We start from the raw sequence: 15,756 nt of genomic DNA, 5'->3' as shown, positions 1-15,756 counted from the left end.
GGGCAGTCTACTGACCCGCACCCGCTACGACCGCAGCGGTCGCCTCAGCCAGAAAGCCCTGCACTACCGCAACGCTGCCCGCGAAGAACTGCCGCTGCTAAGCAAGCGTTACCAGTACGACGCCAGCGACAACCTGATCATCGAGCGCCTGACCCAGACCCAACGCCGAGGCGGCAGCGATCCACGCCAACCGCTGCCGGATGACGGCCTGTTCGGACGCTTCCTCGGCCATAGCCACGGCAAAAGCGTTGAGGGCAACGAGCACTACACCTACGACGCCACCGAACGCCTGCGTGACCATCGTCAAAGTAATCCGAACAACCCGGAGTTACACCGCGAGACCTACAACTACGATGCCAACCTGCTGCCCACTGGCCGCATGGGCGGCATCGTCAAGCACAACCGAGTGCATGTCTTCGAAGACAAACGCTATCGCTATGACCGCTTCGGCCGCCTGAGCGAAAAACGCATCGGCAGCCATACCGTGCAACGCTTTCGCTACGACGCCGAACAGCGACTGATCTGTGTGGAGCAGGATCAAGGTTGGCAGCGACTGCGCAGTGAGTATCGCTATAACCCGCTCGGAAGACGCATCGGCAAACGGGTGTACCGCAACGAGAGCGAACGGGCGCAGAGCGATGTGCAGTTTGTGTGGCAGGGACTGTGGTTGTTGCAGGAGGTGGAACATGGGTTCGGGAGTGTGTACGTGTATGCCGATTCCGACAGCTATGAACCGCTGGCGCGGATCGATGGCAAACCGGGCAGCGAAGAGATTTTTTACTTTCTCACTAACCTTGCCGGTTTGCCGGAGCAGCTTACCGACGAAGCCGGGCTTAGCGTGTGGCACAGCGAGCATGAGGGCTGGGGAGCGAAAACGCATAGCCGGCAGCCGCATCCAGTACTTCGTATACGACGCGGAATATGGGCTGAGCTGTATCCACCAGCAGCAGTTATCAATTGATGGTCCCCACGCAGAGCGTGGGAACGATCTTCAATAGCGATCTATCGGTTAAACCGCTCTACCAGCGAGTACTGGGTATTCGCCGTATGCGTCAGCTCTTCACTCAACTGCGCCGAGTTCAACGCCTGCTCCGAGGTCTGGTCCGCCAGCAGCGCAATGGTGCTGATATTGCGGCTGATCTCTTCGGCCACCGAGCTTTGCTCTTCGGTCGCGGCGGCGATCTGGGTGGTCATGTCGGTGATGTGCGCCACGGCTTCGCTGATGCCGACCAGCGCCTGGTCCGCTTCCATCACCCGTGCCACACCTTCTTCGGCCTGGCGATGCCCGGCGTCCATGGTTTGCACGGCGGCCGCGGCGGTTTGCTGCAGCTTGGCGATCAGGGCATGGATCTGCCCGGTGGACTCGGCGGTGCGTTGCGCCAACTGACGAACTTCATCCGCCACGACCGCAAAACCACGGCCCATCTCACCGGCGCGGGCCGCTTCGATGGCGGCGTTCAGCGCCAGCAGGTTGGTCTGGTCGGCGATGCCTTTGATCACGTCGACCACGCCGCCGATTTCATCGCTGTCCTTGGCCAGTTGGGTGACGGTCACGCCGGTCTCGCCCACGGCCACCGACAGGCGCTGGATCGCCTCGCGGGTTTCCCCGGCGATATCGCGGCCGCGGCCGGTCAGGCGATTGGCTTCCTGGGTGGCATCGGCGGTGCGCTGCACGTGGCTGGCGACTTCCTGGGTGGTCGCGGCCATCTGGTTGACTGCCGTGGCCACCTGCTCGGTTTCCACGCGCTGGCGCTCCAGGCCGGAAGAGCTGTTATGCGCCAGGGTGTTGGACTGTGCAGCCTGGTCGTTGAGGTGCTCGGCCGTGTCCTGCAAGCGCGTAAGACACGTCTTCAAGCGCGCCTCCTGGCTGAGGATCGACATCTCCAGGCGCGCCTGGGCACCCCGGCTGTCGGTGTACATCTGCGCGATCAGTGGGTCGGACGTGGTCTGCTCGGCCAGGCGCAGCAGGCGCTTGAGGCCGCGTTGTTGCCAGCTCAGGCCCAGCAGGCCCAATGGCACCGACAGCCCGGCCGCCAAGGCGAAGCCCCAGTGGGAGTTGAGCGAGGCGCCGATCATGAAGCTCAACTGGCTCACCAGGATAAACGGCAGCCAGTCCTGCAGCACCGGCAGCCACTTGTCGCGCTGGGGAATGGCCGACTTGCCCTGGTTGATGCGTTGATAGAGCGCTTCGGCACGGCGGATCTGCTCGGAGGTGGGCTTGATGCGCACCGATTCGTAGCCGACCACCTGGTTGCCTTCGAAGACCGGCGTCACATAGGCGTTGACCCAGTAGTGATCGCCGCTCTTGCAGCGGTTCTTGACGATGCCCATCCATGGCAAGCCTTGTTTGAGCGTGGACCACATGTGCGCGAACACCGCTGCCGGTACATCCGGGTGACGCACCAGGTTGTGCGGCGCGCGAAGCAGCTCTTCGCGGGTGAACCCACTGATCTCGACAAACGCGTCGTTACAGTAGGTGATCACACCCTTGGCATCCGTGGTGGAGATCAACCGTTGCTGAGCGGGGAAGGTACGTTCGCGCTGGGTAACGGGTTGGTTATTACGCATGATTGTTCAATCCGCAAGGCTTTCAGGGGGTATCGGCCATGGCGGGCATTTATTTAACTTATTTTTGCAACAATCGACGGTCCGGTGCCTGGCTGACAGTTATTCAACTTTTCCGGTGTTGAGAATCTCAAGTGCCATGCGTTGCTGGATGGAGTCTCGCGAGTACGCCTGTATAAAAGCACATCGGTCAGTGCCGCTTAGTTTCAGTCGGGCCAATTCGGCAACGGCGGCATCGGGGTTGCCGGGGGCAAACACACAGGCGTTGGCGATGTTGCCCAGCGTGAATTCTTTCGAGTAACCCGGTAGGCCCGCCAGGATGGGTTTGCCGGTGGCTGCATATTCAAACAGTTTCGAAGGGATGACTTTGTGGAACGCCTTGAAACTATTGAGGTGTAGAAACAGCACATCCGCCTGCTGATAGTAATGAATCAGCCTGTCACGCGGTATGGGCGGAATAAGCACGACGTTTTTGACTTGTCGCTTGATCAACGCATCACTCAATTGCTTCAGGGTGCTGCCGTCGCCAATCACATAAAAACATGCCGCGTTTGCCAGGCGCTCCGCCAGTGGCGGGAGGATTTTCTCCAAGCCCTGGCCTGCGCCGATATTGCCTGCGTAGACAATGTTCAAGGGGCCTTTAGGTCGAGTGGGCGTGTCCGGATAAAAGGTTGTGTGCAGGAATAAATCGTCCACACCGTTGGTATGCGTCGAGAAGTTACGCTGGGGATAACGGGCCATGAAGTAACTGAGAAAAGCCGGTGACACCAGGTTGACCTGGGCAGCGTGCTTGAGAGTGTTTTTTTCCACCCATGAAAACACGCGCGTCAGGCCTGTGCCGAACATACCGGGGAACAGTTCGGGCAGCACGTCAACGAAGATATCGCGGATATCCAGATACAGGGGCGTGTGGGTGTTTCGTGCGATCAAGGCGCCCAGCGCAGCGGTCATGAGGCGAGAAGAGGTCGCAACGATCAAGTCATACTGTTTGCCTTTTATCGCTTTGCGCACGCCGTACGCGTAGTGGGCAAACCCCCAGGCCTGGCCTAATACACCGCATGTGTGAGAAGGCAGAGCGACACGCGTGACGGACAGGCCCGGCTGGGGCGCAGGGATAACTCCAGCAACCTTGTAGGACGGATATCGATTAGGTTGGGTGGTTACCAAATCGATATCGACCTCGCCTTTACCTTGAATGAGCAGGGCATTGACCAGCGCCTCGATGCGAAATGACGCCAGGTCGGGCGGAAAGTAATAGCTCAGCACGAGAATACGCATGGTCATGCACTGATCTCGGTTTTGACTGCCAGTACGCGTTGGTACAGCGCCACTAACCTGTTCTCCTGTTGTTCCCAATTCAGATGCCGGGCCGCCTGTTTGGCGCTGCAGGCAAGTTGTTGACGTAACGAGGGGTTATCGATCAAGCGCGCCAGCGCTCTGTGCAGTGCTTGATCCGAGCCTGCCGCCACCAACTCCCCGACCGAGTAGTGACTGACCACCTTGCGAATCTCCGGGAAGTCTGTTGCAACGACGGGTAGTCCGGCGCTGATGTACTCGAACAGTTTGTTCGAGTCGGTGGTGAAGTGGTTCAGGCAGGTATTTTCTATAGGCTGCACACCGATATCGGCTGACGCGGTATAGCTGGGCAGATTCGCCAGTGAAACGGTGGGTATAAAGTGCACTCGCTCTGCCAGGCCCAGTGCTTCACGCAACGTCACCAAGGCCTGGGTCAACCTGCCACCCCCAATCAATACAAAGTAAGCACCCGGCAAGTTGGCTGCGACGCGTAATAAACGTTCCAGGCCACGCCCCTGTTGCAGGCCGCCCTGATAGACGACGATGGGCCAGGGCTGTTGCAAGCCCAGCTCTTCGCGAATTCGCTGGGTGGGAGGGCTGATACTCAAGCAAGGGCGATTTTGCAGCACAAGCGGGCGCACGATGCCATAGGCCCTGGCGAAAAACCGGGCACGGAGGTCGGTGGTAGTTATCGTGCCCTCGGCCCTTGGCATCAGCGTTGACTCGACACACGCCACCCCTTTGCGAAAGTGCGCATAACCCTCGCGGCTGGTGCTGATTTCGTGGGCGTCATACACCAGCCTGGCACCGCTGAGCCTGGCTGCCAGCCAAGCGGTAGGCAGGGTGTTGACGTCATGGGCATGTACCACCGCGGCGCGATGCAGGGCGATCCGTACCAACAGTCCGGCGTGCACCCACAGTCGCGAGAGCAGGCGGCGCAGCGGCATCGCCTGTTCGCCAGCCCCTGTGCCGTGCGATGGGCTGCGCTCAGCGGTCCGCGTTCGCCAGCGCAGGCTACGCGCGACCCTTATGACGTGGACGCCGTCGTCCAGGACTTCCTCGCGACACGTAACCCCTGGCGTATGCAGTGCGAAAACCGTGACCTGATAACCCGCCGCCTGGAGCGTCCGGGCCTGTTTCAAAACACGGGCATCATTGCGAAATTCATTCCAGACAATCATGGCAATACGGAGCACGGGAGGCGGTTCCTGATGATAGGGAAACATTCAGCGAAGCGGATTGGCGGCCAGAAACAGACCGTTGATTTTCGGTGCGTGGAGGTTCAGGTAAAGAATGTCCTGGGTCATGACCTTCAACCTGCTGAAACCCTGACGGATCAGAATCAAGGCTATAAGCGCGACATACAGGTGCGGCGGTGTCAGGCAGAGAAAATCCACGATGATGAAGGCGAAGGTCGCCAGGAAACCCACTGAGTACAGGGTCTCGGCCACCGTGAGCGGGTAACGCGACAGCACTGAATGCACGCGTCGGTTGCGGTTGGTCAAAGCAATCAGGCCAGTCGCGGTGAGTACGCAATACATCAGGCTGATGGCCAACAGGGATGGGTAGACGTAGAGCAATACAGCGCAAACGATCAGGGCGAACAGGGCGTCCGACAGGCTACGCGTAAACCTGGAGAACACTCTGGTCGCCAAGGGCAGTTGGCTTTTGAGCTGCGAAGGGTTTGAGCCGCGGGTGATCATGGCGCGTGCGCCAGCCCTAGAGTAACGGGAGGCAACCAAACCGGCGCCTAGGTAAAGCGCGTAGAAAATAACCGTCAACACGCCTAGCCCGATGATCAAGCTGGTTTTTTCGACACTTTTCACAACGGGCGGCAAATAGACAGGGAGCGTTTCTGAGCCTAACAAGATGACAATTTTGATCGGCAGGAAATAGGTGGTTATGAGCAATCCCTGTGCACAAAAGTGTGCTGCCTGTGCCATCAACGTGGCGCGCGGGGTGATGCGCAGGAATTTATGGCCCAACTGTGCGCACCAGGTGAGTGTCGACAGAATGCTGCGCTGCAATGTCTTTGCTTCTTCGCTCACCGTGGGTTTCTCGTATAAGGCTTAGTTCGGACGCTGTGATCAATTGCATATCGCTTTGCGCGATCACTCGTTGCTTGGCATTCAACGACTTTTCGCTGAAAACTTTCGGGTTGAAGAACAGTGTCTCGATTGCTTTGCTAAGCCCGATGTAGTCCTCTGCGGCACACAAAAAACCGCAGGTGTCGTCGACAAACTCAGGGATCGCTCCCACCTGATTAGTGATCGGCACCAGCCCCGATGCCATCGCTTCGTCGCGCGATACGCCTTGCGTGTCCATTCGGCTGGGGCACAGAAACACCCCATAGTGTTTGTGCAGCTCGGCGATGTCGGATTGTTTCAAGTAACGCTTCTCGATCTTGACGTTCGGGTATTGACGCAGCGGCGCCAGTGTCTCGTCGAACAAAGGCCCGTCGCCGACCATCAGGAACTCGAGTTCGTGGAACCATGGCTTGGTCGCCAGTTGTTGAATGGCCTTGACGCTCAGGTCGTTGGCGTAGGTGCGTGACACGTAGGGCCGGATCGAGAGGATTTTCCTGCGCTGTTCCTGTGGTTTTTCCCGGTAGGAAAACATTCGCGTATTGATGGGGTTGTGGATGATTCGATAGTGGCTCTGCGGCAAGCTGAACCCCAAGTCCTCCATGACGTCATCGGCAAACCGGCGAGACACGAATACCAGTCGCAGGTTGGGTGAAACGGGTTGCAGGAGGTTGCGCCAGAAGCTCATGCGTCGATCACTGTCGACCTTTGCCAGTTGCAACTGTGCGTCATCGCCGTAGTTGTAAGCCCGGCGCCACCAGGGCTGGATCTCCGCGCCATGCAGCCAAATAATGATGTTAATCCCATGCAGAAACGGGCGGATTGTTTCCCACATCTGCGGGTCGAGGAAATGCACCAGTACCGATGTGTAGTTACCGGCGGCGAGCATGTTTGCCAGGGCAGCGCCGGGGCCGGTGATGACATCGATATTTTCAAACTCGTGAAAGCTCACGGGCCCGTTCGGGCGCAGGCGAAAGACGTCCACCGCCAGACCCTGTTCCTGGTAACTGGCGACACGCGTGTGAATAAATCCGTTGCGGTACAGATCGTCGTAGGATGGGTAGTGGTTGGTCAGCAGCAAATGCTTTGCCGTGGCAAGCAAAGTGGATGGCTGGCTGTCGCGGTGGCCCTGGATCAAGGCCTTGATCGTCGTATTGCCACTGCCGTAAACACGCAAGCCGAGGCGCAGGTAAGCCGCTTCTGGCGGCACATCCCAGGTTTGATTGCGGTTGGCCAGTTGCATTACATGGCTGATGCGTTGCTTCTGCGCGTCCAGAAACAGCACTACCAATTGCAGGTTCAGGCCTGGGGTGGCATCGAGCAGCAGCCTCAATGGCGAACCATCGTCCTTCAGTTGCGCAACGCTCATGTCCTGCCTGGCGTAGTGGTACTCGTGTTTTCCGTCTGCGAGGGAAGAGCCGAGCTGCCAGGTATCGCCTTCGATCTGCGCGTGTAGATGCTTGCTGCGCAGTGTGCCAAAAAGCGTTGCCAGGATACGGCCGCTGGTCTGTGGGGCGTTAATCGTCGCGTTCAATGCCGGGATAGCCTCGCTGCTGCATTGAAGCTGATGGAGGCTGATACCGGTGTTCAACTCAAGGTCGTCCACTGCATCGATAACGTGCCGTTGATGACTGGCTGCGGCGTTTTCACAGTAGTTGAAGGCGTCAATCGCCAGGGATTGCGGGTGTTCGCAGACACGGCTCGACAGCCCTTTGAGCCAGTCACGCGCGGGCTCTTGCGCCACTGTCGAGGTTCTGATCAACGCGCGACGTACCGCCATCCCGCTGGCGCTGCGGTAGGCCAGGCGCGGATTTTTCAGGTGTATGCCCCGCTCATCGGCGGCATGGTAGGCCATCTTGCCGATGACGTGAGCCTTGCTGTATCGCGTCGCCAAGACCAGGTCGAGCAGGTAGTTGGGACCGTAGTAATCCTCGGCCACCAATGCGCCAAGCCACTCTGCGCCATTCGCCAGTTCACCGAGCGTCTGTGTACCCAGGTTTTTGCGGTCGATCAGGTGCAAGCGGGAGCCCGCGGGAGCGGGCTGTCTTGTGGTCGAGTCATTTACCACGATATACAGCGCGACGTTGGTGTAGTGCTGGCGTTGCAGATGCTCGCTCAACGCTTGGAGCTGGGCCTCGTTGGCTGCATGAGCGACGAGGCAAATCGTCGGCAGAGGCACCTGCTGCACGCGACCTGTCACCTTGCTCAGTACATAGCTCAAACGGTGGGCGTAGGTGTGTTCGAGCATTACTTTACGCAGGCCAGCCAGCCGCAGCTTGGCGTGCTCATTGGGGATATCGAGGCGGCGCAGCGCCTCCTGACTGCTGTCGGTGCAGACCACCAGGTTGCCCAGCAGCAGACGCAGGCCGCGAGAAAAGTTGCTCACGGTCAGTGTATTGGACGCCAGTAATTCAAACGCACGGCGGGCAAACATGGACTGCGATTGCTTGATCGAATTCAGGTTGATCGCGTACCGGTAGCCTTTGTAGGCCTGATTCATTTGCGTCGCACTCAACGTACCGGCGATGTAGCGCCGGTACTCGGACGGGAACTGATAATTCGCGTCTTTTTTGCCGAAGTTGCGATCATAAATTTCCAACGGTCGCACGCTGGACAGGCCCTGAGTGAACTGTTCCAGGTCGCGCGCTCGCTCGTTGTACCGGGTGTAATAGGCGCCAGCGAAACAGAACGCATCCTTGCGCTCATACAGTTCAATCGGGTTGTGCATGGCCGGCTGGCATGCGAAAGGCAGCAGGTAGACACGCTCGTGCCCCAGTGCGCTTTTATACCGGTGAATGCAGTCGATGTCCGTGGTGAACACCAGGTCAAACTGTTTCGCGGTGCCCAGGAATGTCTCGAAGTGCACCGGGTCTTCCTTGTTCCAGAATACCGTTGGCACTTTGTGGTCTCGGCACCACTGCACGATGCCGCGCAGTTCTGTGCTGTTCTGGGCGACCTTGTGGTTCCAGCGGTCGTCCTTGCCGCGCCATGCGGATTCGACAAACAACAACTCGGGCTGGAACGATTGCATCTCGGCCAAGCCCTGGTCCGGGGTCAGTTGCATCAGCTGGCTTTCATAGCGGTACGCCTCGTGGGTAAAGGCGTCCAGCACGCACGCAATCCTGAAAGGCGTGGCCGTGTCCTGAGGGGTGAGCAACAGCTGGTTGCATACCTGATTGGTGTCTGCCAGGGGCGTGGGGGGCGGTGTTACGAGAAATGGGATGCTTTCAGCTAGCGGTCGCGAGGCGGCCTGGACACTTGCCGATACAGTGGGCGCGCGGCCTTGTCGACGCGCGCGGGCCTGCAGGTAAAGGCTGAACAAGGTCACAGGCAAATGCAGGAGCGCGCGGATTGAGCCTGCGCCCAATCGCAGTTGATAGCCCAACTGATAGGTGGTGCTCGCCCGTGTCTTGATCAGGCGACTTTCGAGTAAGTGGCACTTTGCATCGGCACGCTGCAGCCTGGCGGCAAGGGCGTCTATTTGCTGGGTGGAATGCGCAAGGTCGTGTTTAAGCGCGTGCAGTTGTTCGGTGGTCGCACGGTATTTCTGATTGGCCTGGCCCAGTTGCCTGCGGGCGTTGAACAGGCTGTTGCGCACGCTGCGTTCGACTGACTCAAATGCACTTTCCAGCGCGCGAATATGCTCGGCACCCAGCGTGTCAGCGCCAGGTTCGGCTTTGATCGCGACCATTCCGATCCACTTGCCCAGCATTTCGATCTGCACCACCCGCAAGTAGGTATTTAGCAACCGAAACGGCTCCAGCAGATAGAACGTGTGCTTGTGGTCGATGAATTCATTCACCCCGAATGGCACGGTAATGATCAATCGACCACCTGGCTCGAGCATCGAAGCGGCCTTTTCGACGAAGGCATGCGGGTGGATGAGGTGTTCAAGCACCTCGCTGATCACGATGCTGTCAGGTGGGGTGCCTTGGGCGTTCAGCGACAGAAAGTCTGCGATCACATAGGTTACGTTCTTCTGCACGTGGTCGGGCTCTGTGCGCAGGTATTGACTGGCTTCCTCGATCGCCTTGGCACGGTTATCCACGCCGGTGACTATGTGCCCTTCACGGGCCAGCAGCACAGGGATGATGCCTTGCGAGCAGCCTACGTCGATAACGCTTTTGCCGGCGACCTGGGTGCAGATCCAATGGACTCGCGCACGCGTTTCCTGCATGAAGTCTTCACCGAGCTTGCCGTAGTAGGCTTCCATCACGCGGTCGTGAATTTCGGCCAGTGGCCTTGGGTCACTCATCGTCGCTACTCACTCAGTTCGCCAGCACGCCGGCGGCGTCAACCACCATGCTGTGGTCCGGCAATGCAGGCATGTCCCTGAATTCGCGGTGCCCTACCAGCAGTACATGGATGTGCGCACTATCTCGGGCGCGCGCGGTATCGGTGAGTGAATGCGCGAGAAGGTCATCGGGCAGCACATCGATGTTCGGTTCAACCAGCAGCAGCGTTACCCCGAGCTCCCGGCCCAACTGTCGGGCGATGCCGAGCGCCGGACTTTCGCGCAGGTCATCGATATCGGCCTTGAACGCCAAGCCATAACAGGCAATTTGCACATCACGCGTGCAAAGCGCCGGTTGCTTGAACAGAAGGGTGGCCAGCGCCAACTTGACCTGTTGGATGACCCACTGCGGTTTGCTGTCGTTGACCTCGCGCGCAGTACGGATCAACTGCGCCAGGTCGGGCGTTTTACTGACGATGAACCAAGGGTCCACCGCAATACAGTGCCCACCGACGCCAGGCCCCGGCTGCAGGATATTCACGCGTGGATGATGGTTGGCCAGGCGGATCAGCTCCCAGGCGTCGATCTTCAATTGTGCGCAGATCATTGAGAGCTCATTCGCGAAAGCGATGTTGACGTCGCGGAAACTGTTCTCGGTCAGCTTGCACATCTCTGCGGTGCGTGCGTCAGTCACTATGCACTCGCCCCTCACAAATTGTTGGTACAGCCGCACGGCGGCAGCTGAGCAGGCAGCGGTCAGGCCACCGATGATCCGGTCATTGCTGACCAGCTCACGTAACACCTGGCCCGGCAGCACACGTTCTGGGCAGTGGGCAACGCGGATATCGCTGGCTTGCCCATGGGTTGCAGGGAACGTCAGGTCCGGCCGGGCACTGGCCAGCCATTGCGCCATCAGTTCGGTGGTGCCGACTGGCGAGGTCGACTCCAGCACCACGACGTCATGCTTTTTCAATACGGGGGCAATGGCGCGGCTCGCGGCCTCGATGTAGCTCAGGTCCGGCTCGCGGTTTTCCAGGAACGGGGTGGGCACGGCAATCAGAAAGGCGTCTGCCGGCTCCGGCCGGGTGGTCGCCCGCAGGAATCCTTGGCTGACCACTGCGTGCACCAGTTGGTCCAGCTCCGGCTCGACGATATGCACCAGGCCACGGTTGATGGTGTCTACAGTGCGCGGGTTGATATCGACGCCAACGACCTGGCTTTGACGCGATGCAAACAGAGCCGCGGTGGGCAGGCCTATATAACCCAGGCCGATCACACATATTTTCGCAACACTCATGCCGCCGCCTCGTTCTTGCGCCAGGTGGCTATGAGTATTTCGCGGATGCGTTTACAGGCGTTGCCGTCGCCGTAGGGGTTGTGTGCATTGCTCATTTTTCGATAGAGGGTTTCGTTGCTGAGCAACTCTTTGAGGTGATGAGCGATGGTTACAACCTCGGTGCCCACCAACCTGACCGTTCCCGCATCAACTGCCTCGGGGCGTTCGGTCGTGTCGCGCATCACCAGCACCGGTTTGCCCAGCGCAGGTGCTTCCTCCTGAATGCCGCCCGAGTCAGTCAGAACCAGGTAAGCGCGGGTCATCAAGTAAACAAATGGCAGGTAGTCCTGAGGCTCGATCAGATGCACATTGTTGATGCCTGCCAGCAGCCGCCGAACGGGTTCTTGCACGTTGGGGTTCAGGTGCACCGGATACACGAAAGTGACCGTTGGAAAGCGCGCGGCGGTTTCAGTCAGGGCCTGGCAGATTCGCTCGAGGCCGTCGCCGAAGTTTTCGCGGCGATGCCCAGTCACCAACACCATCCGCTGGCCTGTGGGCAGAAAGGAAAATTGCTGGTCCAGGCGGTTGCGCAAGGGCGATCTGGGGGCGCGCAGCTTCTCTACAACGCCGAGCAGTGCATCGATCACCGTGTTGCCAGTGACATGAATACATTCGGCAGCGACGCCCTCGTTCAGCAGGTTCTGTCGCGAGGTTTGCGTGGGCGCAAAATGCATTGACGCCAGGCTGCCGGTCAGGCGTCGGTTGCCTTCCTCGGGCCAGGGCGAGTAGAGGTCGTTGGTGCGCAGCCCGGCTTCGATATGCGCCACGGGTATCTGCTGGTAATAAGCGGCCAGGCTTGCGGCGAACGTGGTTGCCGTATCGCCGTGCACCAGGATCACATCCGGTTTGAAGTCTTCCAGTATGGCTTGCAGGCCTTGAATGATCGCCGTCGTCACATCGGTCAGGTTCTGGCCCGCCTTCATGATGTTCAGATCGTAGTCAGGCACCAATCCGAACAGCTCAAGCACTTGATCCAACATCTCCCGATGTTGCGCCGTAACACAGACTTTCGAGTGGAACCGATCATCTTCCGCGAGGGCGATAATCATCGGGGCCATTTTGATGGCTTCCGGGCGAGTGCCGAAAATGGACAGTGTTTTGAGAGGCATGGCATGGCTTCTTGTAGAGCGGGTGAATAAACGCTGAGCCTGAAATGCGGGTGCACAGCTGCCTTCAACGCAGCGCCAGGCCTTTAGCGACTGGAAACCGGGTTGTGTGGTGGGTTGTTGGTGAAGGGGCAATTCTGCCCAAAGAGGCCCCGGTCGACTACTGACCGTTCGGCTAGGTAGTTTGGATTACTGCACGGTTGAAACACCAAAGGCGCCTGAAGGCGGCTCTGGTATGGAAGGAAAAGAGTTGAGTCAGCCCGCCAGCATGGAGTAGGTAAACAACCCCAAGTGCAGCGGGTTCCAGCCAACGTGCGTAGCAACCGCTGCGCCATCGTCGGCAAGCCGGGCTCCTACAGGATTTTTTTCGGCCGCAAGACCAGCCACAGTGCCCCCGCGATCAACACCCCGCCATACACGTGCGCCATCGACAGCGGCTCATCCAGCAGCAACGCGCCCCACAACACGCCGAATGGCGGAATCATGAAGGTCACGGTCATCGACTTGACCGGCCCGATGGATGACAGCAGCCGGAAATAGAGGATGTAGGCAAGTGCCGTGCACACCAGTCCCAACCCCAGCAGCGACAACCACACCTGCCACCCACCCCAACTGGCGGGCGGCTGGCTGATCGCGCTGTAGGCAAAGAACGGCAATAGGAACAGGGTGGCGCCGAGCATGCTGCCCAGGGCGGACAGGCGACTGTCCAGGCCACCGCGCTGGTCCAGCCAGCGTCGTGCCAGGAACCCGGCAAACCCATAACAAGTCGTCGCCAGCAGGCAGGCCAGCGCGCCCATCAACAACTCCAGGTCGAACGCCACCGGCCCCGCGCGGGTCAGCACGCCCACGCCCAGCAGGCCCAGGCACACCCCGGCGACTTTCGAAGGCGTGAGGCGCTCGCTGAAGAACAGCCCGCCAATCAGCACGCCCATCAGCGGCGTGGTGGCATTGAAGATCGCCGAGTAACCCGCCGGCAGCACCTGGGCCGCCACCGAATACATGGTCGCCGGGATCCCGGAGTTGATCACCCCCAGCAGCAGGACCGTCTTGAACTTGCCCTGGAAATCCCAGCTCACCCGCATCAGCGCCAGGATGACCAGCAACCCGGCGGCGGCAATCGACACGCGAAAAAACGCGGTCGGCACGCTGCCGATCTCCGGCGCGATGATGCGCATGAACAGAAAGCTCGCGCCCCAGATGGCAGCGAGCCCGAGCAAATACAGGGTGTCGACAGGTCTCACGGAAAACTCCTACGCGAACAAGGCCGCGAGTGTGCCCAGTGACTTGGCCCTGCACAATCACTGTTTAAAGGATAAACCGCGTCACCATGCCATTGAGGTCCACTGCCAGGCGCGACAGTTCCTGGCTGGCCGCCGAAGTCTGAGTGGCGCCGGCGGCGGTCTGGGTGGACAGGTCGCGAATGTTCACCAGGCTGCGGTCCACATCGCGCGCCACCAGCGCCTGCTGCTCGGCGGCGCTGGCGATGACCAGGTTGCGCTCGCTGATCTGCGAAATCGCTGCGGTGATTTTTTCCAGGGCGCTGCCGGCACTGTTGGCCCGCTGCAGCGTCTGGCCGGCGTGTTCGGCACTGCTGTTGAGCGCGTCGACGGTGTCCTGGGTGCCTTGCTGGATGCCGGTGATCATCTGCTCGATTTCTTCGGTGGAGTCCTGGGTGCGCTGCGCCAGCGAGCGCACCTCATCGGCGACCACCGCAAAACCACGCCCGGCCTCACCCGCACGGGCGGCTTCGATGGCGGCGTTGAGCGCCAGCAGGTTGGTTTGCCCGGCGATGCCACGAATCACTTCCAGCACTTTGCTGATGTCCTGGGCCTGCACGGCCAGGCCTTCGGCCTTGTTCGACGCGCCGAGCACTTCATCCACCAGGTTCTGGATCGAACTGATGGTTTCGCTGATCTGGTAGTGGCCGTGCTTGCTGTCTTCATCGGAAGCCTTGGAGGCTTCGGCGCTGGACACTGCGTTGCCGGCCACCTCGTCCACTGCCGAACTCATTTCGGTCACGGCCGTCGCGGCCTGTTCGATTTCGTCGTTCTGTGCCTGCAGGCCACGGGTGCTCTGCTCCATCACCGAGCTCATCTCCTCGGCGGCGGAAGCCAGTTGTTGGGCGGATTCGCTGATGCCACGAATGGTGCTTTGCAACTGTTCCTGCATGGTCGCCAGGGCGCCCAGCAGTTGCGCCGGCTCGTCATGGCCGTGCACCACGATCGGCTGGCTGAGGTCGCCGCCGGCGATGGTACGCGCCACGATCAACGCCTGGCCGAGCGGCGCGGTGATGCTGCGGGTCAGCAGCCACGCCAGCAGCAAGGTGGCGATTAGCGCGACCACGATGATCAGCCCGACAACCCACTGCGCGCTCGAATAGGTCTCGGCAGCCGCGTCGGCTGCCGCTTCGACACCTTTCTGGTTGAACGCGATCAGGTCTTCCAGGTTCTGGTTGAGGGCCATGCCCTGGGGCGCCAGGCGCACGTTCAGCAGGTCGATGGCGTCTTGTTGCTGGTCCTTGTCGACCAGGGCAACCATTTGGCCGACGGTGCCCAGGTAGGTCGCCACATTGCTTTTTGCCTGCTGGAGCATTTCACGCTCTGCATCGTTGTTCAGCAGGCTTTCGTGACGCTCCAGCAGCGCTTGCAATTCGCTGGTGTTGCGCGTGATCAAGGCCCTGCTGGTGTCGCGTATCCGCGATTCGTCGGTGGTGACCAGGCGCAGGCCTTCCAGGCGAATGTTGGCGACGTAGGCGGCGATGTCGTGGGCGTTCTCGATGCTCGGCATCCAGGCGTCTTCGATGACCAGCGCGCTCTCGCGCAGCTTGGCCATCTGGCCCAGGCCAAACAGGCCGACAATTACCAGCAGACTGGCCAATACCCCAAAGCTCAATCCGGCACGCAGGCCGATTTTCACATTCCTCAATGACATCTCAATGCTCCTTGGGCAATTAAAACCTGATCCCGGATCGGTCTCTGGACCTTGTTAGGGTGGGAAAGGGCGCGCTATATATCAAAGTGCCATCAAGGTGGTAATCAGGGTTTCCCTTAGTTGGATCCAAAGCTCTGCTAGGGGTATGTACCCTCGAGGCGCCGCGCGATTTTCCTGGTTCACGCTGGCAGGCCACGTCGATGA

Annotated in this window: 10 protein-coding genes; 1 reads left to right on the top strand and 9 read right to left on the bottom strand. The window is 59.7% G+C overall.

The features are described from left to right. A partial coding sequence (locus NTD80_RS01765; protein WP_262131884.1) for an RHS domain-containing protein occupies positions 1-961 on the top strand: 961 nt, incomplete at its 5' end. 41 nt (positions 962-1,002) lie between these two features. Here NTD80_RS01765 and NTD80_RS01760 read toward each other — a convergent pair. The 9 genes from NTD80_RS01760 to NTD80_RS01720 form a co-directional block, all read right to left on the bottom strand. Further along, positions 1,003-2,568: a methyl-accepting chemotaxis protein gene (locus NTD80_RS01760; RefSeq protein ID WP_065909619.1), complete on the bottom strand. Its 1,566-nt coding sequence runs from the start codon at positions 2,566-2,568 to the stop codon at positions 1,003-1,005. Between the two features lie 99 nt (positions 2,569-2,667). Further along, on the bottom strand, positions 2,668-3,849 hold the full coding sequence (locus tag NTD80_RS01755; RefSeq protein ID WP_262131883.1) for a glycosyltransferase family 4 protein: 1,182 nt from the start codon (positions 3,847-3,849) through the stop codon (positions 2,668-2,670). After that, positions 3,846-5,057: a glycosyltransferase family 4 protein gene (locus NTD80_RS01750; RefSeq protein WP_262131882.1), complete on the bottom strand. Its 1,212-nt coding sequence runs from the start codon at positions 5,055-5,057 to the stop codon at positions 3,846-3,848. The genes NTD80_RS01755 and NTD80_RS01750 overlap by 4 nt, the downstream gene beginning before the upstream one ends. A gap of 30 nt (positions 5,058-5,087) precedes the next feature. Beyond that, positions 5,088-5,909, bottom strand: a complete 822-nt coding sequence (locus NTD80_RS01745) for a hypothetical protein (RefSeq protein ID WP_262131881.1) — start codon at positions 5,907-5,909, stop codon at positions 5,088-5,090. Beyond that, entirely contained in the window at positions 5,836-10,200 is a 4,365-nt protein-coding gene (locus NTD80_RS01740; protein ID WP_262131880.1) for a glycosyltransferase, read from the bottom strand. The genes NTD80_RS01745 and NTD80_RS01740 overlap by 74 nt, the downstream gene beginning before the upstream one ends. 13 nt (positions 10,201-10,213) lie before the next feature. Continuing rightward, entirely contained in the window at positions 10,214-11,476 is a 1,263-nt protein-coding gene (gene wecC / locus NTD80_RS01735; RefSeq protein ID WP_262131879.1) for a UDP-N-acetyl-D-mannosamine dehydrogenase, read from the bottom strand. Continuing rightward, positions 11,473-12,624 carry a non-hydrolyzing UDP-N-acetylglucosamine 2-epimerase gene (gene wecB / locus NTD80_RS01730; RefSeq protein WP_262131878.1) on the bottom strand — a complete coding sequence of 384 codons (1,152 nt, stop codon included), beginning with the start codon at positions 12,622-12,624 and terminating at the stop codon, positions 11,473-11,475. The genes wecC and wecB overlap by 4 nt, the downstream gene beginning before the upstream one ends. Before the next feature lie 350 nt (positions 12,625-12,974). Then, the gene (locus tag NTD80_RS01725) at positions 12,975-13,862 is read right to left on the bottom strand and encodes a DMT family transporter (protein ID WP_065909626.1); all 888 of its coding nucleotides are present in this window, start codon (positions 13,860-13,862) and stop codon (positions 12,975-12,977) included. 64 nt (positions 13,863-13,926) lie between these two features. Further along, positions 13,927-15,552: a methyl-accepting chemotaxis protein gene (locus NTD80_RS01720; protein ID WP_262131877.1), complete on the bottom strand. Its 1,626-nt coding sequence runs from the start codon at positions 15,550-15,552 to the stop codon at positions 13,927-13,929. Between the last annotated feature and the right edge of the window lie 204 nt (positions 15,553-15,756).

This window comes from Pseudomonas sp. 13B_2.1_Bac1 (genome assembly GCF_025466155.1).
Lineage (GTDB): Bacteria > Pseudomonadota > Gammaproteobacteria > Pseudomonadales > Pseudomonadaceae > Aquipseudomonas > Aquipseudomonas aylmerensis.
This window is presented reverse-complemented; position numbering and strand designations above follow the sequence as displayed.